At 31.6% G+C, this 25,348-nt stretch carries 18 protein-coding genes; 12 read left to right on the forward strand and 6 right to left on the reverse strand.

The features are described 5' to 3' along the window. Positions 1-3: 3 nt before the first annotated feature. The 5 genes from AC2DGP_RS10885 to AC2DGP_RS10905 all read right to left on the reverse strand — a co-directional run bounded on the left by AC2DGP_RS10885 (position 4) and on the right by AC2DGP_RS10905 (position 5,969). Positions 4-2,415: a TonB-dependent receptor gene (locus AC2DGP_RS10885; protein WP_484490087.1), complete on the reverse strand. Its 2,412-nt coding sequence runs from the start codon at positions 2,413-2,415 to the stop codon at positions 4-6. 59 nt (positions 2,416-2,474) lie between these two features. Continuing rightward, positions 2,475-3,227: a UDP-2,3-diacylglucosamine diphosphatase gene (locus AC2DGP_RS10890; protein ID WP_484490088.1), complete on the reverse strand. Its 753-nt coding sequence runs from the start codon at positions 3,225-3,227 to the stop codon at positions 2,475-2,477. Positions 3,228-3,267: 40 nt separating this feature from the next. Beyond that, the gene (locus AC2DGP_RS10895) at positions 3,268-4,839 is read right to left on the reverse strand and encodes a S41 family peptidase (protein WP_484490089.1); all 1,572 of its coding nucleotides are present in this window, start codon (positions 4,837-4,839) and stop codon (positions 3,268-3,270) included. Further along, the gene (locus tag AC2DGP_RS10900) at positions 4,829-5,260 is read right to left on the reverse strand and encodes a deoxycytidylate deaminase (RefSeq protein ID WP_484490090.1); all 432 of its coding nucleotides are present in this window, start codon (positions 5,258-5,260) and stop codon (positions 4,829-4,831) included. The genes AC2DGP_RS10895 and AC2DGP_RS10900 overlap by 11 nt, the downstream gene beginning before the upstream one ends. A 112-nt stretch (positions 5,261-5,372) precedes the next feature. After that, positions 5,373-5,969, reverse strand: coding sequence for a HupE/UreJ family protein (locus AC2DGP_RS10905; RefSeq protein WP_484490091.1), 597 nt, complete (start codon positions 5,967-5,969; stop codon positions 5,373-5,375). 142 nt (positions 5,970-6,111) lie between these two features. On the opposite strand from AC2DGP_RS10905, the gene AC2DGP_RS10910 reads away from it, so the two are divergent. The 5 genes from AC2DGP_RS10910 (at position 6,112) to AC2DGP_RS10930 (ending at position 14,866) form a co-directional block, all read left to right on the forward strand. After that, positions 6,112-7,017: a formylglycine-generating enzyme family protein gene (locus AC2DGP_RS10910; protein ID WP_484490092.1), complete on the forward strand. Its 906-nt coding sequence runs from the start codon at positions 6,112-6,114 to the stop codon at positions 7,015-7,017. A 33-nt stretch (positions 7,018-7,050) separates the two neighbouring features. Then, entirely contained in the window at positions 7,051-9,318 is a 2,268-nt protein-coding gene (locus tag AC2DGP_RS10915; protein WP_484490093.1) for a tetratricopeptide repeat protein, read from the forward strand. 136 nt (positions 9,319-9,454) lie between these two features. Next, positions 9,455-10,846, forward strand: coding sequence for a DUF1800 domain-containing protein (locus tag AC2DGP_RS10920; protein ID WP_484490094.1), 1,392 nt, complete (start codon positions 9,455-9,457; stop codon positions 10,844-10,846). Between the two features lie 10 nt (positions 10,847-10,856). Then, positions 10,857-12,047 carry a DUF1501 domain-containing protein gene (locus tag AC2DGP_RS10925; protein ID WP_484490095.1) on the forward strand — a complete coding sequence of 397 codons (1,191 nt, stop codon included), beginning with the start codon at positions 10,857-10,859 and terminating at the stop codon, positions 12,045-12,047. A gap of 230 nt (positions 12,048-12,277) precedes the next feature. Further along, positions 12,278-14,866 carry a T9SS type A sorting domain-containing protein gene (locus AC2DGP_RS10930; protein WP_484490096.1) on the forward strand — a complete coding sequence of 863 codons (2,589 nt, stop codon included), beginning with the start codon at positions 12,278-12,280 and terminating at the stop codon, positions 14,864-14,866. A gap of 91 nt (positions 14,867-14,957) precedes the next feature. Here AC2DGP_RS10930 and rpiB read toward each other — a convergent pair whose 3' ends face one another. Continuing rightward, the gene (gene rpiB, locus AC2DGP_RS10935) at positions 14,958-15,389 is read right to left on the reverse strand and encodes a ribose 5-phosphate isomerase B (RefSeq protein WP_484490097.1); all 432 of its coding nucleotides are present in this window, start codon (positions 15,387-15,389) and stop codon (positions 14,958-14,960) included. 936 nt (positions 15,390-16,325) lie between these two features. Between rpiB and AC2DGP_RS10940 the strand changes: the two genes are divergently transcribed. The 7 genes from AC2DGP_RS10940 to AC2DGP_RS10970 all read left to right on the forward strand — a co-directional run bounded on the left by AC2DGP_RS10940 (position 16,326) and on the right by AC2DGP_RS10970 (position 25,326). Continuing rightward, a complete protein-coding gene (locus tag AC2DGP_RS10940; protein WP_484490098.1) occupies positions 16,326-16,637 on the forward strand; it encodes a hypothetical protein in 312 nt (103 codons plus the stop codon). 123 nt (positions 16,638-16,760) lie between these two features. Then, positions 16,761-17,948, forward strand: coding sequence for a leucine-rich repeat domain-containing protein (locus AC2DGP_RS10945; protein WP_484490099.1), 1,188 nt, complete (start codon positions 16,761-16,763; stop codon positions 17,946-17,948). Between the two features lie 274 nt (positions 17,949-18,222). Further along, positions 18,223-20,436 (forward strand): ribonuclease R, encoded by a 2,214-nt coding sequence (gene rnr, locus AC2DGP_RS10950; protein WP_484490100.1) that lies wholly within the window; start codon positions 18,223-18,225, stop codon positions 20,434-20,436. Positions 20,437-20,486: 50 nt separating this feature from the next. Further along, a complete protein-coding gene (locus tag AC2DGP_RS10955; protein ID WP_484490101.1) occupies positions 20,487-21,218 on the forward strand; it encodes a head GIN domain-containing protein in 732 nt (243 codons plus the stop codon). A 73-nt stretch (positions 21,219-21,291) separates the two neighbouring features. Then, positions 21,292-21,486: a twin-arginine translocase TatA/TatE family subunit gene (tatA, locus tag AC2DGP_RS10960; protein ID WP_484490102.1), complete on the forward strand. Its 195-nt coding sequence runs from the start codon at positions 21,292-21,294 to the stop codon at positions 21,484-21,486. Between the two features lie 111 nt (positions 21,487-21,597). Further along, positions 21,598-22,422, forward strand: coding sequence for a helix-turn-helix domain-containing protein (locus tag AC2DGP_RS10965; protein ID WP_484490103.1), 825 nt, complete (start codon positions 21,598-21,600; stop codon positions 22,420-22,422). 300 nt (positions 22,423-22,722) lie between these two features. After that, positions 22,723-25,326, forward strand: coding sequence for a TonB-dependent receptor (locus AC2DGP_RS10970; RefSeq protein ID WP_484490104.1), 2,604 nt, complete (start codon positions 22,723-22,725; stop codon positions 25,324-25,326). Positions 25,327-25,348 lie beyond the last annotated feature (22 nt).

The following is a 25,348-nucleotide window of genomic DNA, read 5'->3' on the forward strand; positions in this document are numbered from 1 at the left end:
TAACTAGAATTTATATTTCAAACCTAAACGAAACGTTTGTGTTTGATAATAATTCTCATAATCAGCCGTAAAACTATCACCATTTATTTGTTGACGAATACCATAGGTATTCAAAACATCAGTGGCTGCAAAATTTATTTCTCCCCTTCCGTCCCATATTTTCTTTTTAGCACCCAAATCAATCGAAGCTCTCGAATATTGTTTTCCTTGTGGTATGTTTTTATCCGCCATATAAATAGCCGTCGCTTGCAAGCTTAAATCATTTTTAAATTCAAACTGATTATTTACTTTCACATCCCAAGTATATTCTGAAGAAGCTAAAACATCAAAAGTATGTTGATACGGAAACAAGAGCGTACCCTGATAAGCAGCTATAGCATTGTTATAAAGATTACCATTCCCTGAAATTTTCCAAAATTCTAATAATTGTTGGCTAAATACCAACTCTACACCAGAGTTTGTAGCGCTACCTGTATTGGCATACGATTTTATAATTACATCATACAGTGGATTTGTTTCATCTTTAGTATACACTCGCATATAAGGATTTTGAATGATACGATGATAAGCAGATACATACACAGATCCCAAATCCCAGCTTGATTTATAAGCTACTTCAAAAGATTGGGTAAACTGAGGTCTTAAATATGGGTTTCCAATTTTTAACAATTCTTGATCGTCAGATTTAGGAAAAATTCTAAGTTCTGGCTCCCCAGGTCTGTCGATTCTTCTATTATAAAACAAAGAAATTTTATTATAGTCGTTTAGCTTATAACTAAATCTAAGATTCGGAAATAACTCTAGATAGTTGTAGGCATCATTTTGATTGTAATAAATATTATCTGGGTCTATTTTATAAAACACTGAGGTGTGTTCCAAACGCAAACCGGCTTCAATATCATAGGCATTCTTTTCTAAAATAAAATTACCATAAGCCGCATATATCGTTTCTCCCCAATCAGACCAATCTCCTAACCCGGGATAAATAACACTATTTTCTCCTCTATCTACTGTATATTCGACTGGTAGATTTCTAAATCTAGCTTTCGCTCCTAATTCCATACGACCTTTACTCAAAGGCTTCACATAATCTGTTTGAATAGAAGTTGTGTGTTCCGTTGCTAAAATGTTTGTGACATCCCTTCCTATACGGACTGCTGAACTATCATTAAGATAATACGTTTCATCTTCCCAGCCTTTTGTATACTGTGCAGAGACTTCAAGTTTATGTCCTTTTTGAGCAAAATTATGACTAAAATTTGCCAGGTAATTCATATACCCTGTAGTTTCATCTTCGTTCCAAGCTATATACCTATATCTTTCACCTGTAGATACGTCAATATAGGGAACCTGAGCGGTATCAATGTGATGTTCACGATCAAACATTGCAGAAATCGTTACTATATTATCTTCATCAAAATTATAATCCATCCCCCCTTTTAAAATAAAACGGTGTTGTTTTCTATTTTCAGGAACCTGAGATGCAGTCACGGTACCATCATCATAATACCTTGTAGTAAACTCATTATTTGGCAACTTCTGCAGCAACATAGCCTCTGATTGAAAAAAGAAATTCACTTTCTCTTTTTTATAGTTTAAGTTAAGGCCCAAAATTCCACTAGGATTAGAGGAGTAACTACCTAATTCTGTTGGTAAATCATCCTTACGTTTTGAAATAGCCCCTAAACCACTTGTAAAACTAACATCTCCATTAAATCCAGCATCAACCTCATCTTTATAAATAATGTTAATGATCCCTGCCATACCGTTCGCATCATACTTTGCAGATGGATTGTTGATGATATCGATTCTTTCAATATTGGCAACTGGAATATTATCCAATCCTTTTTGGTTACCAAAACCAGTAAGACTTGATTGTTTCCCATCTACTAAAACCACAACCTTATCACTACCTCTCAAAATAATTTTCCCCTCCTGATCCACAGAAACCCCTGGCATGGCTTTCATTGCATCCAATACAGAACCACCAGATTGTGCAATATTCTCATCCATAGAGAAAGACTTACTTTCCATTCCTGAAGAAATTGTTGCTTTTTTGGCTTTTATACTAACCTCATCCATTTGTTCTGAAGTAGCAACTAATAATACCGTACCAATGTCAAAATAAGTATTTAACTCACCTATTAGAATATCTTTTGTATAATCACTATACCCAACAAATCCAACTTTAAGGATATATTTACCTTTTAAATCGCCAGAAATTTCAAAACGACCCTCTCCATCGGAAACGGCTCCTGTAATTAACTTTTCTGATTTTTTTTCAATTAATGAAATTGTAGAAAATGGTAAGACTTCTTCATTTTGCTGGTCAACAATTTTCCCAGAGATAATAATTTCTTGTGCAAAACTTGTTAGGTTGTAAAAAAACAAACCTATTAACATTACATACTTCATGAGGCGTATTTAAAAGGCAAATGTCGCTTTTTTTTTGAAAATTTTGAGAAATATTACTCTCAATCCTCAAACGTTTCAATTCGCATTTTCTCACCATCAAAAACACCATAGGTAAAGTAAGAAATCCAATCACCAAGATTTACATATGTTGCTTTTTCACCGACCTCTAAAGTCATCGGTAAATGACGATGACCAAAAACAAAATAATTGAAGTGTTTTGTTTTTAAAACCTCTTTGCAGTATTGTACCAACCATTCGTTTTCCTCTCCTAAGAAAACAACATCCTCATCCCCTGAGATTAATTTATTTTTAACCGAAAGATACGTAGCCAACCCAACTCCAATATCTGGATGTAACCATCTAAAAAGCCATTTACAAAGTGGATTTGTAAACACTTTTTTCATTCTTTTGTAGCCAAAGTCACCCGGTCCTAATCCATCACCATGACCAATTAAAAAAGTAGTGTTGTGAAAGGTAAATTCCTTGGGTTCATGGTAAACGGGAATATTCAATTCTTTTTCAAAATAATCTTCCATCCATAAATCATGATTTCCAACAAAAAAATGAATGGGTATTCCGCTATCTCTAATTTCTGCCAGTTTTCCTAAAACTCTAACAAACCCCTTAGGAACCACTGTTTTATATTCAAACCAGAAATCAAATAAATCTCCTAATAAAAAAATAACCTCAGCATCTTTCTTTACAATATCTAACCATTGTACAAACTTTTGTTCTCTTAGTTTACTTTTTTCAGCAGTAGGTGCTCCAAAATGTTGATCTGAAGCAAAATATATTTTCTTTTGTTGGGTCAAATTTTAAAATTTTAGCAAAGATAGGTAAATTCAACTTTGATTATTTATTCTGTAAACTATCCAATTCTATTACTTTTAAAAGCATTGGATCTCTTCTGTCGTGTATTTTAGAAAAAGCAGTCTCATCAAAAATTTGACGGGCTATCAACGCTTTCAAATAATGACTCAATATTGATTTTTTAGTTGCAGAAACATTTCTTTCTAGGTTTGCGTCTTCTAGAAATACTTCTACTAATTTTTCCTGTTGTTTTGTATCCAAATCATAGTTTTCAAAACCTTGCTCCAATAATTCATTTCTATGATCATCGGCATATTTAAAAGTGAATGAACTTAATTTAGAAAAATATCCATTTTCTAAATAGGACGTGGTATCAACAGCTACAAAAACATCTGGTATAATACCACCTCCTCCATACACAACCTTTCCTTTTGGAGTTGTATATTTTAAAGAATCTATCACTTTGATACTGTCTTTAGACAACAATTCACCACTCAAAATTCTATCTTGATAATCGTGTTCGTAATTTTCACCGTCGTTCAATTTATATGGTTTTTGAATAGAACGACCTGTAGGTGTATAATAGCGTGCAATGGTAAGTCTTACCGCAGAACCGTCACCCAATTTCATTTCTTGTTGAACCAATCCTTTTCCGAAAGAACGTCTACCAACAATAGTTCCTTGATCATTATCTTGCAATGCACCCGCAAAAATTTCACTTGCAGAAGCAGATCCTTCATCAATTAACACATATACATTTCCTTTTTCAAAAACACCTTCTTTAGTAGCATAAAATTCTTCCTTACGACCTTTGTTATTTTCTGTGAAAACAATCAATTTTCCGTCACTTAAAAACTCATCAATAATGGCATTCGCAACATGTATAAATCCTCCTCCATTTTGACGCAAATCAAAAACTAAATTTTTAGCACCTTTAGATTTTAAATCTTGCAATTTCTTGTTCACCTCATGATATGATGTTGCTGCAAATCTTTCTAACTTTAAATAACCTAGACTATCATTAATCATATAAGCAACCTCTGCACTTTGAATTGCAACTTTATTTCTTCTAATGGTAATTGGAATTAAATTTTCTGAGCCTTTTCTAAAAATTTGTAAATCAACAGTGGTGTTAGAAGGTCCTTTTAAAATTTTAACAATATCTCTACTTCGCATATTTTTACCATACAAAGTATCTTTATCAGCTATTAAAATTCTATCTCCAGCCAATATTCCAGCAGATTCACTTGGTCCACCCGATAAAATATGAGTTACCACTAAAGAATCCTGATACATAAAAAACTGCACCCCGATTCCTTCAAAATTTCCCTGTAAATTTTCTTGACTCGCAGCATAAATATCTTTCGGAAAATAAACCGAATGCGGATCAAGGTTAGAAATTATATCGGTTATTACATTGTCTAGAATTCCATCGGTATCCACTTTATCAACATAATCTTGCTCTATAAATTGCAATAGTTTTTTTATTTTTTGCTCACTACTGCTCCCCTTAAAAAAACCAGATTCTGTTGGAAAATTTAAGCTTGCCCCTACTAAAATACCAAAGGCAATTGCGATCCCTAGAAATAGAGGAAAATTATTTTTATTCCTCATATCCCTCTATATGTTCAACTTCAATTCCGGCTTGTTTTAAAAATGCTACCCCAGACAAATCTTTATAGGCATTCGCATAAACAACTCTCTTGATTCCTGCTTGTAAAATTAATTTACTACAATCTTTACAAGGAGATAGTGTTATATACAAAGTAGCGCCTTTAGAAGATTGTGTAGAAGCTGCTACTTTTAAAATGGCATTGGCTTCCGCGTGTAAAACCATCCATTTGGTGTCCCCATTTTCATTTTCACAACAATTATCAAAACCTGTGGGAGCACCATTGAAACCATCAGAAATAATCATTCTGCCTTTCACAATTAAAGCTCCAACTTGTTTTCTTTTACAGTGAGATAATTTTCCCCATTCAAAAGCCATATTTATATAGGCTTTATCATATTTTAATTGCTTTTTCTTGGTCATAACTGATACTAATTCACTCGTCAAATAATTGTGTCAACACATACCTCGTGTTAAGAACAATCAAAAGTCGTGAATCTTAAGGAAAGCGCCAAAAAACAAGGAGGTAATAAATTTATAATAAATGTTTTATAAACCCATCATATCTTTCCATGAGCATCGGGATGGTTATCCCTAAAACAATAGCAGAGATAACAACAATCCAATCTTTTTTAGAAATTTTAAATAGAGGTGTTATCAAATGATACAGCGCAACAATTACAATTACAATAATTACTTGTGCCAATTCAATCCCAAGTGAAAATTCAATCAATGGTAATAATTTAGAATCTAACCCAGAAATCAACATTTTAAAATAGTTAGAAAAACCTAATCCATGAATCCAACCAAAACAAAAAGATAAAAACAATAATAGCTTTGAATTTGAGTTGTTTTTAGCTCCAGAAAAAATATTATTCACAGCAGTAATAAAAATTGTTGTTGGAATTAAAAATTCAACTAAATCCCCTGCTACATAAATAATTTTATATGCCGATAAAGCCAAACTTGCCGTGTGACCTAAGGTAAATAAAGATACCAACCACAACATATTTTTCCATTGTTTAAAGGAAAAAGAAACCACTAATACTATTAAAAATAATATATGGTCGTAGGCATTAATATCCAATACGTGTGTGCATCCTAATTCTAAATAAAATAAAAAGTCATTCATGGTATTATTTTTGCTCAAATGTAAAAAACTTATAACGGATGGTTACCTTATTTTGAAATATGTCTATATAAATGATTGAAAATTCAAACATCTGAAATAAATAAATTAATATTGCATAACAATATAAAGCACCTATACACTTATGAAACTTAGTATTCCTTTTTTTAGTATTCTATTTTTAATTTTTTCTTGTAAAAACAAACCAGAAACAACTAAAAAAACAACTACACCTAAACAAAAAATTGAAACTGCACCCGTAATACAAAATGAAGCTGATACTAGTAATATGGTTCATTTTTCAGGAGGAACTATAACTATAGGAACTGATAATGGACCTGCAAATGAGGGGCCTTCTTTTGAAACTCAAGTAGCTCCTTTTTACATGGATAAAAATTTAGTTTCTGTGGCTGATTTTAGAAAATTTATCGAAGCAACAAATTACATTACGGAAGCAGATAAGTTTGGAGATTCTGGTGTTTTTATGTTTGAAACAGGCCAATGGCAACTTTTAAAAGGAGCAAATTGGTTATACCCACTAGGAGAAACAAAGCCAAAAGCATTGGATGATCATCCGGTAACACATGTAAGTTGGAATGATGCTCAAGCCTATGCGAGTTGGGCAGGTAAGCGTTTGCCTACAGAAATAGAATACGAATTTGCTGCCAAAAATGGAGGTTCTACTATATATCCATGGGGAAACACTGTTTTGAAAGACGGAAAATATATGGCCAATACTTGGCAAGGGGCTTCTGTGCAAGATACAGATGCTAAAGATGGATTTTTATTAACATCTCCTATCGGATATTATGGGGAATCACCAGCAGGATTAACTGATATGGTTGGGAATGTTTGGCAATGGACAGCAGATGTTTACAAAAGTTACCCAGGAAACCCAAATCAACAACCTGAAGATCCTAAAGTTAGAGCTACCAGAGGTGGTGCTTTTATGTTTGATCAAGCTGGAGATAAAAGTTTTACAACAACCTTTAGAGCTAAAAATTCTATCGATACCTCTATCTTTAACATGGGCTTTAGATGTGCTAAGTAATTAAAAATAATACTCTTTTTTAAGATCGTAAAAATGAACAAAATCAATAGCACATACACTTTACAAGTATCTTTATTAATGAGTATTGCGTTCTTCTTATTTTCTTGTGGTAAAGAAAAAAAAGAAGCTTATAAAAAAGTTACTACAGCAAAACATAAAACCATATATGCTTCAACAGATTCTATTCCTGATGCACATTTTTTAGGAGATAAAACCTGTAAAGAATGTCATCAAGATCAATTTGAAAAATGGCAAGGTTCTCATCATGATAAATCCATGGATGTAGCGACTAGAGAAACCATTTTAGCAAATTTTAAAGGAGAAGTATTTAAAAGTCAAGGTGTAACTTCTACATTTTTCAAAAAAAATGGAGAATTTTATGCCAATACAGAAGGACCTGATGGTAAAAACCATGACTATAAAATTGAATATGTTTTTGGTATTACCCCCTTACAACAATACATTGTAAAATTTCCTAATGGTCATTACCAATGTTTGAGACAAGCTTGGGATTCCAAAAAGAACAAATGGTTTGATTTATATCCAGATTTTAAAGTTGTACACTCTGAGTGGTTGCATTGGTCTAGGGGTGGTTTGAATTGGAACAATATGTGTGCGGATTGTCATTCTACAAATGTTCGAAAGCAATACAAACAAGCAGATCATAGTTATGACACCAAATTTGCCTTGATCAATGTAAGTTGTGAAGCATGTCATGGTCCGGGAAAGGAACACGTAGAAGATGTAAAAGAACAAGGTGAGAATTATAGAGATTCTGGAACCATGCAAATGACTTTAGAAACCTCTCCTAAGGAATTAGTAGATCAATGTGCTCGATGTCATATGCGTAGAGAAATGCTAACAAATCGATTCAACTTTGAGGGAACCATGTTAGATCATTACTATCCTCAACTGATTACAGAACCTACTTATCATGCTGATGGTCAAATTCTAGATGAAGATTATGTGTATGGTTCTTTTGTTCAAAGTAAAATGTATCATAACAATGTTACCTGCACAAACTGTCATGATCCGCATACCTTAAAAAGAAAATTTGAGGGGAATAAACTATGTGCTCAATGCCATGAACCTCAAAAATATGACACCGAAGAACATTCATTTCATAAACTAGGAACAGAGGGTGCCTTATGTATCAATTGTCATATGCCCGGTAAATTTTATATGGGTAACGATTTTAGACGAGACCATAGTTTTAGAATTCCAAGACCTGATTTATCTGTAAAACATGGAACACCTAATGCATGTGTAGGATGTCATAAAGACAAAACCGACCAATGGGCAGCAGACGAAATTTTAAAGAGAAAAGGAGCACCTAAAGAAAATCATTTTTCTGATTTATTAGTACCAGGTTTAAAAAGAGTACCTGATGCTCATACCAAATTATTGCAATTAGCAAAAGATACCGTTTATCCAGAAATTGCAAGAGCTTCGGCTATAGTAGAATTGCCAAACTATAGAGATCATGCAATTGTTAGAAAACAATTACTTGCTTTTTTAAATGATGAATCTCCTTTAGTAAGAGCTAGCACGGCAGATGCCTTGAATGAAATATCTGACCCTGCTAATGTAAATTACTTATTGCCTTTATTAAAAGACGAGAAAAGAGCGGTTAGAATAAAAGCTTTTGGTGCCTTAGCTATTATGGATGAAACCAAAGTTCCTACAAAATACAAAGCAGCTTTTGAAATTGTAAAAAAAGAATACTTTACTTATTTAGATGGAATTTCAGATTTTGTCGGAGGTAGAATCAATAGAGCCAATTATATCCTTAAAAAAGGAGACTTACAAGGAGCTATTAAAGGATATGAAAGTGCTTTGGAAATTGATGATATCAATAATTTAGCCAGAACCAACCTCGCCAATTTATATTACCAAAATGGCGAACTAGAAAAGGCAGAAAATGCTTTTAAAACTATTATCAAACAAGAACCAGAATATGGTGCAACCTATTACTCTTATGGCTTACTACTTGCAGAGTTAAAAAGAACGGAAGACGCCATAGAACAGCTTGAGTTAGCAACAATTCATATGTCTGATAATCCAAGGGCATACTACAATTTAAGTCTCTTATATGATGGTATTCAAAATAAAAAGAAAGCTGAATCCACTATCCTTAGAGGTTTAAAAGCCTTGCCGCAAAATGAAAGTTTATTATATTTATTAGCGTACCATTACGCAAATAATAATCAAAAAGAAAAAGCAAAAAATATTGCACTTCAGTTGGTAGAATTATTTCCTAATAATTCTCAATATTTTACTTTTTTACAGCAATTAAACTAGTTTTAGAGAAAGGAAAATTTGTTTTTATTCTAATAAGAAACAAGTATCTTTAGAGAATTCTACTTTTATTTTATTCAAAATTAAACCTTTGAATAAAATAAAAGTCTAAATATAAGAATTCGATAAAGCCCTTTTTATGAAACGATTACAATTACAACATTTATATTGGAGAGCTGGTTTTGGAGTGGGATATGATACAATTGTAGATCATAAAAATAAATCTACCAAAAAAGTTTTAAAAGCCTTATTCAAAGATTCTAAAAACTACACACCTTTAGAAGTTGACCTTAGTGAATTGGATGTTCTAAGGCAAAAAGATTACAGACAGCTTGTAAAAGAAATAGGGCCTGATGAACGCAAGAAATTACAACAAATTTCTAGAAAAAAAACGACTGAATTAAATGCTGCCTGGATCGATCGTCTGGCAATGGATCAAGAAATTTTAAGAGAAAAAATGACCCTCTTCTGGGCGAATGTTTTTGTGTGTAAAGACAATAATATCTACGATATTCAACATTACAACAATGTTTTAAGAAAAAATGCATTGGGTAATTTTGGAGATTTTACCAAGGCAATTGCTCATGAAGCATCCATGATTAAATACCTGAATAACAAACAAAATAAAAAGGGTAAACCCAATGAAAATTTTGCGCGTGAATTGATGGAATTATTCACTTTAGGAGCTGGCAATTATACGGAAAAAGATATCAAAGAATCTGCCAGAGCTTTTACAGGATGGAATACCAATAAAAGAGGAGAATTTATTTTTCAAAAAAAGAATCATGACTTTGGTCAAAAAACTTTTTTTGGAAAAACCGGTAATTTTGATGGGAATGACATCATAGATATCATTTTAGAACAGGAACAATGCGCCCGTTTTATTTGTGATAAAGTGTATCGATATTTTGTAAACCCTACCGTAAATCAAGAGCACCTTGAAGAAATCACAGCTATTTTTTATAAGGACTACAATATTGAAAACTTAATGTTCCATATTTTTTCATCAGATTGGTTTTATTCTGAAGAAAATATTGGGGTCAAAATAAAATCTCCCATTGAATTATTAGTTGGAATTAATAGAGTAGTACCGGTAAGTTTTCAAAAAGTGAGAACACAAATGTATTTCCAAAAAATGATGGGTCAAATATTATTAAATCCCGTAAATGTTGCCGGTTGGAAAGGAAATACCAATTGGATTGATTCTAATACTCTAATGTTTCGCTTAAAATTACCTTCTGTAATTTTAAACAATGCTAAAATTAGTTTGGAAGAAAAAGGAGATATAGAAGCTGACTTTAAAGACTTTTATAAGAAAAAGAAAAGACGACAAAATTATTTTAATACCAAGGTTTCTTGGGATGTTTTTGAAAAACAATATAACAATATCACCCCAGCAGAGCTAAGAGAAATTTTAATTTTAAGTACCATTAACCCCAAAACTAAAAAGATCATTGATGGTTTAAAAATTAATTCAAATAAGGAATATTGTGTGCAATTGATGTCTATTCCAGAATACCAACTTTGTTAAAACTAGAAAGATGAAAAGAAGAGAATTTATAAAAAATAGTGCCCTAGCAAGTAGCTTGTTTATGGTTCCTAGTTTCGTAAAAGCTTTTGAAGATGTTGCCAAAAATTCTTTAGGTTTTAAAAAATTAGTAATTGTTCAATTAGCGGGTGGTAACGATGGTTTGAATACAGTTGTTCCCTATAACAATGATATTTATTATCGAGAACGACCAAGGTTATCTATAAAAAAAGAAGCTGTTTTAAAAATTAATGAAGATTTAGGTTTTCATAAAAACATGGCACCTTTGAAAAATTTATACGATCAAGGATATGTATCGATCATCAATAATGTTGGATACCCAAACCCTAATAGATCTCACTTTAGATCTACAGATATTTGGCATACCGCAAGTGGATCGAATGAATATTTAGATACTGGTTGGTTGGGTCGATATATAGATACTTATGGTAAAAAACCTTATGCCGGAATTGAGGTAGATGATAGTTTATCCTTAATCATGAAAGGAGAAGATATCAATGGTATTGCTACCCAAGATCCTAAAATACTTTTTAACACCACTCAAACTCCCTACTTCAAAAAAATAGTAAAAGAACAGACAGATGCTCATTTGAGTGAACATAATTTAGGGTATTTATACAAAACAATGATTGAAGCAAATTCATCTGCTAAACATATTTATGATACTTCTAAGACGTTTAAAACAAAATTAGAATATCCTGGGAATCCTTTTGGAAAACAATTGAAAACTACAGCCGAATTGATAAATTCTGGTTTGGATTCTAAAGTGTACTATGTTTCTATGGGAGGGTTTGATACACATTTCAACCAAGAGCAAAGACAAAACCAATTACTTGATGTTTACAGTAAATCTATGGAAGTTTTTGTAAAGGATTTAGAGCAAAACAACACCTTTGAAGATACCTTGATTCTAACATTTTCTGAATTTGGTAGACGTGTAAAAGAAAACGGTTCTAAAGGTACTGATCATGGAACCGCAAATAATATTTTCTTAATTGGAAAAAATTTAAAGAAAGCTGGTTTTTATAATGAATTACCGGATTTAGCAGATTTAGACTCCAATGGAGATTTAAAATATTCAGTTGATTTTAGAGAAGTATATGCCACCATTTTAAATAATTGGATGCAAGTAGACGATAAAAAAATTCTGAATAAATCGTTTTCAAAATTAGATTTTATATAACATAATTAATTTTTGTTAGGTTTTAAATTAATTTAAAATCCGATCGAGCTATTTCGATCGGATTTTCCTTTTAGTCTAGTTTCAGTCATATACCTAAGTAATAGATTCACTTTGGTCAAGTTTATTTCTATGTAAAACAAGCAATATGGCCTTCAAAAAAAGCGCTGAGTATTCCTAAATAGGATGCTAATCTTTTATTTTTGAGTAACCTATAATGAGTAACTAAAACTATGACAAAGCTAAACCAACAATTATTTATTTTATTGCTATTACTATGTACCCAAATAGTAAGTGCAAAAGATATTTATGTTTCCACAACTGGGAACGACGCCAATGATGGATCTGAAAATAATCCATACAAAACATTTTCAAAAGCAGTTTCTGTAATGAGCGCAGGTGATGTTTGTATTATCAAAGGAGGTATTTATAAACAATCCTTGGTGATCAACAAAAATGGAAATGCATCCAATTATTTAATATTTAAAGCTGCTGAAGGTGAACATGTTGAAATAAAAGCAACCTCAACAATTACAGGATGGCAAAACCATAGTGGTAACATCTTTAAAGCGAGCGTTGCTATGAATATCAATAGCAGATTTAGAGCCGTGTATCATAATGCTGCTTATATGGACCTAGCAAGATGGCCAAATAACGCAGATCAGAATCGGTGGACGGTAGATTGTACTCCTGTTACTGGTGGAGATGGCTCTCATTTTCTTATCAATGCCATGCCAGATATTGATTGGACCGGCGGAATGGTGTATTATTTAGGAGCACATTCCGGAACAAGTTGGACAAGATCTATTACCTCAAATACGAGCACCAGAATCAATCATACAGGTGTTGATATTAACAAATGGCCATTTTCTAACCACAATCCAACCTGGTTAGAAGGGAGCCCAGATAATCGAAGAGGACAACTTTATTTATTCGGAAAATTAGAAGCTTTAGATTATGCTAATGAATGGTATTATGATGCTAGTTCTCAAACATTATACCTACAAACAGAAGATGGTAACATTCCCTTAGATAACTCTGTAGAGTACGCAACCCATCAATTTGCTGTTGAATTAAAAGGAGATTATATAAAATTAGAAGGCTTACATATTTTTGGAGGTAGTGTTAAAATCCATAATAAAGCAGATAATAACACGCTTGATAATTGTAGTATCATTCATGGTAGTGAAGGGCATGATTCCTTAACAAATACCTCTGCCCAAGTAGGAGAGGCTGCCTTAGAAATATTAGGAGATAATACCGTTATTACTGGATGTACCATCAATCATTCTTCTGTGAGTGGAATTGTTGTTTCTGGTTGGGCTGCAACAAATTGTACCATAGAAAAAAATACCATAAAAAATATTGATTATGTAGGGATTCATGCTTCTCCAATACGTTGCAGCGCAAATAATTCAAAAGTTTTAAAAAATACTATTGAAAATGCCGCTAGAGATGGAATGTACGTTACAGGAGTAAATTTTGAAGTGGCCTATAATGATGTCTCACACTCACAGCTTGTCAATAGCGATTCGGGTATCTACTATACCGTTGGAAATGACAATTTAAGAAATGCTGAAATTCACCACAATTGGTTTCATGATGCTACCGCTCCAGCGTATTCTCATCAACCAGGTAAACCCGGAAAAGCTGCAGGGATTTATTTAGATAATGATAGCAAAGGTTTTACCGTACATCATAATGTTGTTTGGAATGTATCTTGGACTGGATATCAAATAAACTGGAACAATACCGACTTAGATTTTTTTCATAATACTTTATGGAATCCATATGAAGCAATGGGGTCTTGGGTAAACGGTTATCCACAAGAAAATAATAAAGTTTACAATAATTATTCTAGTCACCCTGATTGGTTTGCGGGAACCAATGGGAATGAATTTGACATCAAAAATAATCTGATAGATCCTAATTCGCCTTTTGAGGATGCAGCTAATCAAAATTTTTACCCAACAGTAGGTAGCAAGATTGTTGATAAAGCTCCTGTTATTTCGGGATTTGACAAGCCCTTTAAGGGTGCCTCACCTGATATTGGTGCTTATGAGCTAGGAGGTACTCGATGGACTGCAGGAATCAATGCTATTGAGGATACTGGGGAGGGGGATCCATGGTCTATCTACGATACTACATTTACGATTTTCTCAAATTCAGAATCTTGCCCAGATCAAAACGATGGAAAAATATCAATAACAGCCAACTTTTACGAAAATTATAAAGTTGCCTTTAATGGTACTAACTATACTTTTAATGATGTTGTCAATATAGAAAATATAACACCAGGTTCTTATGATTTATGTATCTCTATTGATGGAAATAACGACCAGCAATGCTTTAGTTTAACCATTAATGAGGCATCTCAAATAGCAAGCAAAACACTATTAAAAAATAACCTAGCCTATTATAAAATAGAACAAGGAACGGCTCCTTATGAAATTTCCATAAATGATAGCTTTTATTTAAAAACAAGTAAATCTGAATTTGAGATTCCTGTAAAAAAAGGGGACAAAATTTCTTTAAAATCTAGCAAAGAATGTGAGGGAGAATTAGTAGATATAATTAACTTTTCAAAGATTATTGCTAGTTATCCCAATCCTACAAACACTCAATTTACAATTGAATTTCAAGGAAATGATGGCTCCATTCCGATTGCTATATACAACAGTAAAATGCAGTTAATTTCTGAAAAAAAATATGAAATTAAATCAGGTAAAATATCTCTTGACCTTAGCCATTTATCTTCTGGAATTTATATTGCTAAAATCCTAACAGATAATCAGAAAGTCATAAAAATTATCAAACAGTAATTTGATCTAATTGTCTTAAATCAGTTAAAAAAAATCACAAAAAAAGCGAAGGGAATTAACCTTCGCTTTTTTTATGAATGTAACTAGTTGTCTAGCTACAAGAAATTTTATCCACTCTATTTTGATGACGACCACCTTCAAATTCAGTATTTAAAAAAGTTTCAACCATTGCTAAAGCTTGCGGAATAGAAGTAAATCTTGCAGGAATACATAATACATTTGCGTTATTATGTTGTTTAATCAACTCAACTATTTCTTTAGTCCAGCATAATCCTGCTCTTACATTAGTATATTTATTTGCCGTCATAGCAACACCATTGGCACTACCACAAATTAAAATTCCTAAATCAACAGCTTTAGTATCCACTGCTCCCGCAACTTTATGTGCAAAATCAGGATAATCAACACTATCAAAACTATCTGTACCATAATTAGTTACAGTAATTCCTTTACTTTCTAATAATTCTACGATTGCTGCTTTGTAATCTGGTCCAGCATGATCATTCCCAATTGCTATTGTCATTTTTATTGTATAATAATTATTTCTGCAAAAATACATTAAATAAGAAAAGGAATCAAAAGCAACCTTAAAATTCTTAAGTATTGAAATTTAGCTTATCAACAAAGTTTATAACTACTGTTCATTAACTTATATATCTAATCTTTCAATACCTTCTTTTATGATTTAATTTTACGGTTTTTATTTCCTTTTTAGGATGTAACTAAAAAAGAATGTTCTTTTAAAATCGTGGGTAAAAAGTAATCTTTTTAAAAAAGGACAGGTTGTTAACAATTAACAAATGTTAACTGTTTTATTTCTAACTACTTAACATTAAAGTAACATTTAAAATGTTCTAAAAACTTTCATTTTTTGCCGCTATTAACAGGGTTTCTAACAACTTTTGTAAAACTATCTAATTTTAAACACTTTAGCTATGTTATTCAAATGTTAACAAATATCGCTTAAAAAAGAACAAGTAAATTTGGATTTTAAACTTAAAAAAACAATACAGTGAAGGGGGTCATATATGCAAATTTATTTTCAGAAAAATAATTTACAGTTATCAACATTAATTTTGGCAGTTATGAGCATCCAAAAACTAAAAACATATCCTCAATTGTACAAAATATTCTATCTGAGACAACTTGTTAATAACTACACTACTTTAACTGATAAACAAAAACTTAACATGTTTATAACGTATTAACAACCTAAAAAAAGAATCCATTTTTAAATAAAACAAGAAAAACTTAAAAAAGTTATTGGGTCTATTAACAGACAATAATAGATCATTATTCTTTTTTTAAAATTTCAAAATAAAATATATTAATATATATATATGTTTATAACAATTGTAAGTACGATTAAGTCTTTGTATCTATAAACTTAGTTTAATATTAAATGTAATAGATACTTTTATAAATGTTTTATTTTTGCGGAACTATTTAATAAAAGATTATGAAGAATAAAATTACTTTTTTGATAGTAGCTTTGGTTACTATTTATGTTGGGTACGGACAAACCGTTGCCGTTGGTGATTCTGCTTTAGAATCGTATTTAGAAACGCATGATGAATCTGGTAATTCAGTTGCAATGGGGCATGCTACTAGTATCGGAAATGGTTCTACAGATAATTTGGTAACGTTATCTAAGCTTGAAGGTATTACAGTATTAAATATTAATAATTTAGGTATAAGCAATCTAGACATCATTCAAGCCATGATTAACTTGGAAACGTTGGATTGTTCTGATAATAATATCCAATATTAAGATCTTTCAGATAATACAAAATTAGTTTCTTTAGATTGTTCTGATAACGACCTTCAAGTTAGTCTTGATGTTAGCAATAAAGATGGACAATTTAGTACGTTTGATGCTTCTGGAAATTCTGATTTGTCTTGTATTCAAGTAGATGCAGCGGATTTAGCTTATATGAATACTAACTTTTCTGCTTTAAAAGGATCTGCTGATTTTAGTGTAAATTGTACTAATATATGGGTAAGTGATGCTAATTTTGAAGCCTACTTAGAAACACATGATGCTGCTGGTTCTGTAGTAACTGTAGGTGATGCATTAAGTTTGGGAAATGGTATTGCAGCGGATCATATGATATTTAAAGAACGGGTAAATACCGTTACTAGTTTAGATATTTCAAATCAGTCTATTGCTAATCTTCAAGGAATTGAGCAATTTGAAGCATCGACCACTTTTGATTGCTCTTCAAATACTTCTATTTCAGAAATTAATTTATGGAATAATAAAAATTTAGAAACCATAGATTTTGCAGATAACGCGCTGTCTTACGTAGGGTTTCATAGTTGTCCAAATTTGACTAGTATTGATGGTTCTTCAAATGCATTGATCAATGCATCAACATTCAGTAATCCTAGTTTGGTAACTGTTGATTTTGCCAATAATTCATTAGTGAATTACAATATAAACTTCAGTCAAAATATCTTGTTAGAAACAATTGATGTTTCAAGCAATACAGGGCTAAGTATTTTAGATTTAAGTACGCAAACTGGGTTGGTTGATTTAAATGTTTCTGGTACCTCTTTTTCTAGTTTAACAGAGCCTGTGTCTAACTTAGGTACTTTAAATTTAGGAACAAATACAGGATTTACAACATTAAATTTTGCGAGTTGCAGTTTTACTAGTTTAGACTTAAGTAGCATGACAGCTTTGATTAATTTGGATGTATCCTCAAATTCATTAACAGAATTGGATATCAAAAACGCCAATAATGAAAACTTAAATTCTTTTGATGCAAAGTCTAATGCTGCATTATCGTGTATTGAAGTAGATTCTAAAACGTTTATGGATACTAATTTTTCAGGTTCTATTGATGGTTCAACTTCCTATAGTGAGGATTGCTCAACAGCTTCATTAGCAAATTATTATTTAGATAGTTTGATAATATCAACAGAAAATAATCAGATTAATGTCAATTCTAATTCTGTTAAAATTGTGGTGTTTAATTTCTTAGGAAATCAAGTAGTCAATCAAAATTTACATGGAATGTTTATTGTAAAAATAACAGATGCAAATAATAACATTAGAGTAGAAAAAGTTTATTTATAGATTTATAATAATTGAATATTTTAAGCGGACTGGTTTTATTACTAGTCCGCTTTTTTACGTTTGTTACAAACTATTATGAATTCCTTAACGTCATCTTATTTTCTTAGTTTAAATTAGCGTAGCTTTGCAGCAAATAATTAAATAACCTTACTACCTTGAAAAAGGACTCTTAGCAAGTAGGGTTGAGTTCCTGTAATATTTTCACTTTATTTAATCTACAGGAATAACAAATACGATAACTTAATTCGTATTTTTAAAAAAACAAAAAGATAGAATGTCAAGAGGAAAGAAAAAAATATATAAAAAAAAGGGAAGAGTTATTAAAGATTTGACCCGAAAAATATTAGGTGTTTTCAATAAAGATTCCAGTAAAATACTGAACTACAAACAAGTATGTGCTAAATTGAAAATTGAAGATGCTAACGGTAGAGACCAAGTAATAAAAAAGATTGCCGATCTAAAGGGGCAAGGAAAATTAGAAGAAGTTGATAGAGGAAAATATATCTTAAATCAGAATAAAAATTATCATATCGGAACCTTAGATTTAACTTCTAATGGAAACGCATATTTTATTTGCGACGATTTTGAAAATGATGTGTTTATTCCGTCCATCAATGTAAATAGAGGATTGGATAAAGACACCGTAAAAGTTTATGTTTATAACAAACGTAGAAGTTCTAAAAAAGAAGGAGATGTTGTTGAGGTTATAGAGCGTGCAAAAACTGAGTTTGTTGGGGTATTGCAGGTGAGTAAGAATTTCGGTTTTGTGGTACCTGATAATAACAAAATGTATGCTGATATTTTTATTCCAAAAGATGAATTGGGAGATGCCGTTAATGGAGAAAAAGTAATTGCTGAGCTAACAGATTGGCCAGATAACTCTAAAAATCCATTCGGAAAAATCACTCAAGTTCTTGGAATGCCTGGGGATCATAATACAGAAATCCATAGTATTTTGGCAGAATATGGTTTGCCATATGAATTTCCGGCGCATGTAGAAAGAGAAGCAGAAGAATTAGATACTACGATTACAGAAGAGGAAATTTCTAAGCGTAGAGATATGCGTAAAGATTTAACTTTTACAATTGACCCTAAAGATGCTAAAGATTTTGATGATGCTTTATCGTTTACAGTTTTAGAAAACGGAAACTTTGAAATCGGAATTCATATTGCAGATGTTTCGCATTATTTAGCGTTGGATTCTGAAATGGAAAAAGAAGCTTATGAGAGAGCAACTTCTGTATATTTAGTAGATAGGGTAGTACCTATGTTGCCAGAAAAATTATCCAATGGGGTTTGTTCTTTGCGTCCACATGAAGAAAAACTTACGTTTTCTGCTGTTTTTGAATTGAATGATAAAGCACAATTGGTAAATGAATGGTATGGTAGAACAGTTACTTATTCTGATGAACGTTTTGCTTATGAAGAAGCACAAGTAATTATTGAAGAAGGTAAAGAAGATACGAAAGCTGTTATACCAGAAGAAATTTCTATTAGAGAAGGTTCATATGAGGTTTCAGAGGATGTTGTGAATGCAGTCCTACAGTTAGATACTTTGGCAAGAATAATGCGTAAGAAACGCTTAAAAGAAGGCGCCATTACTTTTGATAAAGTAGAAGTAAAATTTAATTTGGATGAAAATGCCGTTCCATTAGGGGTATTTTTTAAGGAATCTAAAGATGCCAATAAACTGATTGAAGAATTTATGTTGTTGGCCAATAGAAAAGTATCTGAATTTGTAAGTCGTAAAAAAGGACGACCTACTAAAAATACCTTTGTGTATCGAGTACATGATGAACCAAATGTAGATAAGTTAACGGCATTGCAAGGAATCATTCATAAATTTGGATATAGTATTGATTTAAAATCGAGACAATCTACTTCGGATAGTTTGAATAAATTACTAGAAGATGTCCATGGAAAAGGGGAGTCTAATATGATTGAAACGCTAGCGATTCGTTCTATGAGTAAGGCGGAATATACTACTGATAATATCGGTCATTATGGATTGGCTTTTGAGCATTATTCGCATTTTACTTCACCGATTAGAAGATATCCAGATGTAATGGCACATCGCTTGTTACAAAATTATCTTGATGGAAAACCTTCTCCAAAGCAAGAAGAGTACGAAGAGAAATGCAAGCATTCTTCTGAAATGGAGTATTTAGCAACCAAAGCAGAAAGAGATTCTATAAAATACATGCAAATAAAATACATGCAAGATCATGAAGATCAAGAATTTTTAGGCGTTATTTCTGGGGTTACCGAATGGGGAATTTATGTTGAAATCATTGAAAATAAGTGTGAAGGTATGGTAAGAACTCGTGATATTAGAGACGATTATTACACCTTTGATGAAAAACAATATGCCCTGGTTGGTCAAGCAACCAATAATATGTATCAATTGGGAGATGAGGTAACTGTAAAGGTTAAAAACACTGACTTAGATAGAAAACATTTAGATTTTACTTTAATTCAGGATTCTTAAATCCTGTGGCATTAAATTTGTTTAGACAGAAAAGAATAAATTACAATAGAATGAAAAAAATAATAGTAGCGTTGTTGTTTTTTGTAGTAGCCTCAGTAGCTGCACAAGAAGTAATTGAAATTGATTTAGAAAATTTTGATAAATTAAAAGTGTATAATGGATTGAATGTTAATCTAATCAAATCAGATCAACAAAAAGTAGAAATTAGTGGTGATAGAGCTGATGAAATTATTGTAAAAAATAAAAAAGGTACGCTTAAAATTTCACTTGATTTATTGAATTCTTTCAATCATCAAAAAGTGGTTATTAATTTATTTTACAGTGAGAATATTGCTGAAATGGAAGCAAAACAAGGGGCTGTTATTAGATCTTCGGATGTTTTTAAACAAACACAATTATCAATTAGTTCGCAAGAAGGTGCTTATATCAAGTTAAATATGGATGTAGATTATTTAACTGCAAAAGGAATTACCGGAGGGCATTTTCAACTCAAAGGAATTACTGAAACTCAAAATGTGAGTGTTGTTTCGGGGTCTAGTTATGAAGCATTTTATCTAGAATCTAAGTTAGCAACAATGTATGTTTCTACTGGATCTTTTGCTCAGATACAAGTGAGTAAAGCGTTAGATGCCAAGGCAAAATTAGGAGGTACTATTGAATTTGCAGGTAGACCAGAGTCTGTTAGTACCACTGAATCTATGGGTGGGAAAATAAAAAAAGCGGAAGAAATTAAAGAAATAGATGTTGCAGAGAAGCAACAGGTAACTTCTGAGGAAGCTTAAAATTATCTGATTTGTAGAAAAATAGGCATATGTAATTCAAAGTTATTATATTTGTCACATAAAATTATTAGAAATGAATTTACAGAGTATTTTTTTAGGGATGATAGGTCCACCACAAGTAATATTAATTGTTGTTGTTGTATTATTACTTTTTGGAGGTCGTAAGATTCCAGAACTAATGAAAGGTCTTGGTGGAGGAATCAAAGAATTCAAAAAAGCCTCTAAAGAAGATGAACCAAAAGAAATAGAAAAAGACGAGAAAGCTTAGGCTTTTGAATTTTAAGTTATATAAATCGAAGTTGCACAAACAACTTCGATTTTTTTTTGGCATAACTATTGTTTCCTACAGAAGGAATAACCGTTATTACTACAATTAAATATGCCACCAATTAAAATTCAAAATAAAATTGAAACAGAAAACTTCTTTAAAATAGCAGAGTTTAAAAAAGATATTAGAAGAACAAAACCACACAAACATCATAAATATCTGGAAATAGTTTTTTTTACAGAAGGTAGTGGAACCCATACCATTGATAATAATGAAATTGAAATAACTCCTTTTATTGTAAATATTATAAGAAAAGAACAAGTGCATTTTTGGAATTTGAAATCGGAACCATCTGGTTATGTGATTTTATTGAAAAAAGAATTTATTGAAAATGCATTGGATAAAGAGTTGAAAAGATTGCTTTTTGATTTGAGTAAATACCCCTATTTTTTTCCAAAAGATAAAGAAACTGTATCTACTTTATTTACGATATTACTTAAAGAATTTAGGACGAAAGAAAAAGATAATGAAATAGTTTTAGAAGGATTGTTTAAAGTTTTACTAGCTAAATTATTACAATCGGAAACGAGAAAAGAAACTACAAGAGAAAGTTTATATCATAAATTTGTAGATTTATTAACATCACATCAAATAACTTCTTCCAAAGTTGAGGATTATGCACTTTTATTAAATACTACTCCTCAAAATTTGAATAATATTTGCAAAAAAGAAACCAATTTTTCCGCTTCTAATTTACTGTCGGAGTTTATCGTTAGTGAAGCCAAAAGACTGTTATGGTATTCAAATCTAAGCATTCAGGAGATTGCCTATTCTTTGCCCTTTAAAGATAATTCCCATTTTAGTAAATTTTTCAAACGTAGTGTTGGGGTTACGCCAAAAGTCTTTAGAAAGAATCAGCATGTCATACCACAATAATTTCAAAAAGACCATTTTATCATTTAATAATTATATAATTTTACCCTATTCATAAATAAAATAGTGATGTACATCACTATTTTCTAAGAGCATTGAAAATTCGAATACAATCGTTTCATTTTTTAGTTTCATCTATATATGTGAGTTTATCTATTCTTATAAATGGTACAAACGAGGTAACTATTGACACATTTGAACTAGAGTATTTTGAGTTTACAAAAAATAAAAACTATAATTTTACCAAAAAGAAAATGCAGTAGGTAAAAGTTTCTTACTGCAATTTATTATCAAAACAAAACCATGAAAAACATAGTAAAAACTGCCCTGACGATGCTAGTATTGTTCATTTTTGGAACTACAGCACTAGTTGCACAAGACGCAAATGTTAAAGGAAAGATTATTGACAAAGTATCAAATGAGTCTGTACCTTTTGCAACCGTAATTATCAAATCAGATGTAAAAAGAGATGGTACAAGTACCGATGATAATGGAAAATTTGATTTTGAAAATTTAGTTCCGGGTAAGTATACAGTAACGGTTTCGTATATAGGTTTTGAAGATACGGTGATTGAAAATGTTGAAATAGAAGATAAAAATCAAAACATCAATCTTGGTGAAATTTTCTTATCCGTAAATACGGAAGCTTTAAGTGAGGTAGAGGTTACTGGAGTAAATAAAACGCAAGTAACTAAAATTGATAGAAAAACCTATTCAGCCAAGGATTTTGAAACTGCAAAAGGTGGAAATGCAGCAGATGTTTTAGGAAAACTTCCTTCTGTAACAGTACAGCCTGATGGAAATGTTTCTGTGCGTGGAACTTCTGATTTTATGGTGTATTTAAATGGGAAACCTACAAATATTGATGCTTCAACTTTATTGAATCAAATTTCTAGTAATGATATTGATAAAATAGATATTATTTCAGTTCCAACGGCACGTTACGATGCACAGGGAAAGGGTGGAATTATCAACATTAAAACAAAATCTAGTGGATTGCAAGGTTTTGCAGCAACTGCAACCGGTACTGTAGGAGGTGCACCATGGGCAAATGATAGAGATGTGTATAGCAATCATAGCATGAGAGATGATCGTTATGTAGCAGGTGTTAATTTAATGTACAACACCGAAAAAATATCTTTGCATGGTTCTTTTAACTATAATGAAAAGAACGTAAACGGAATGCGTATTGGTCGTGCTAGAGTTTTAGTTGATGATACTACGGATCCATATACTTATTACCATATGAATGCACAGGGAGAGCGTCCAGAATGGTATAAATATTATTCTGCTAATGTTGGGGTAGATTTTCATATAGCAAAGAATAAAGAATTGTCTTTGTCTTATTTCTATGGTAACAGAAATAATGGTAGAGCTGCTTATTATATTTATAATACGTTTGATGCCGATGCCGATGGAAATGAAATTGTTGGAGTACCTTTAGATGAAAATTATATTTACAATCCAAATATTGATAATAGATATGGAGATTATAATACAGCGAGTATTGATTATACAGTAGATTTTGAAGAAGGGTCTAACTTAAAATTATCGGGTACTTATGAAAGTTCAGGATTAAGTAGAGAGTTATCGAATACCAATTATTTCTATGATTCTAAAGAGGCAATAGATAATGATATTGAGAATGGATACGAAAATGCAAATCCAGTAGATACTTATAGTTTATCGGACGATACTCCTTTAAAAGGATATAGAGGTTCTGTAGATTATGCCAAACCATTAGACAATGGTTCAGAAATAGGAGTTGGAGCACAAGTGCAATATGTAGGAATCAAAGGTGATTTCAAATTTGAAAACTCTTTAATAGATTCTGATGTACATAATTTAAATAATTCAATAGATTTTGACAGAACTGTGACTGCTGCCTATATCGATTATTCAGGTTCTGGTGATAAAATCAGCTATAATTTTGGGTTGCGTACGGAATACGGACAACAAAATACATTCATCTCAAATACATCTTATTTAGGAGATTTTGGTTTGTCTGAAGAGAATGATTACGAACAAAATAAATTAGATTTTTTCCCATCAGCTCATATTAGCTACCAAAAAAGCGATAATACTAAATATTTATTAGCAGCTAGTAGACGTATCAATAGACCTTCTTTAACTAAAATGGCTCCTTTTTTATACCGTCGTCATTTTGAAGTATATGTTATAGGAGATCCAACCTTAGAGTCAGAATACCTTAACAATGTAGAATTGTCTTATGAAACAAACATAGGAAAGCAAAATATCAATGTTACAGGATTTTATAGAGGTACTGAAAATGCGGTGTTTAGAGTAAATACAACTACTACAGCATTAGAAAACCCTGAAATGAATGCTATTTTAAAGGAAGATGTATTGATTCGTTCTTATACAAATGCGGGTAATTCTACAGCAATAGGAGGAGAGTTAACAGCTAATTTATTTATCAATTCTTGGGCAAAAATGTTAGTAGGAGGTTCTTTGTATAATTTTAAAATTACAGGAGATGTATTTGGTTATGCCGTGAATCAAGAAAGTACTAACTGGAGTTTGAAAGGAAATATGAATGTAGATTTATCGAAAGAATTGACAACAACCTTAGATTATAGTTTTAAATCTGCTACCGTTACTTCGCAAGGTTCTAATGATTATTTCCAAATGGCGAATATTGCTTTTAATTATGCTCCAGAAAAATTACCAGGATGGGATTTTAGTTTGAGAGGGTTGGATTTATTAAGTACTAACTTACAAGGATTAGATACCAATGCCTTTAACAATAAAAATCAACAAATATTTTACCAAGAAACAGAGTACCACAGAAATGGTCCTATTGTTGAATTAGGAGTTACGTATACTTTTAATAAATTAAAATCTAAGAAAGCTAAAAAAGCTTCTGCGGAAGAACATTTTAAATAACAGACGCCGTCTGGTCTGATTA

This window comes from Flavicella sp. IMCC45537 (assembly GCF_057197705.1).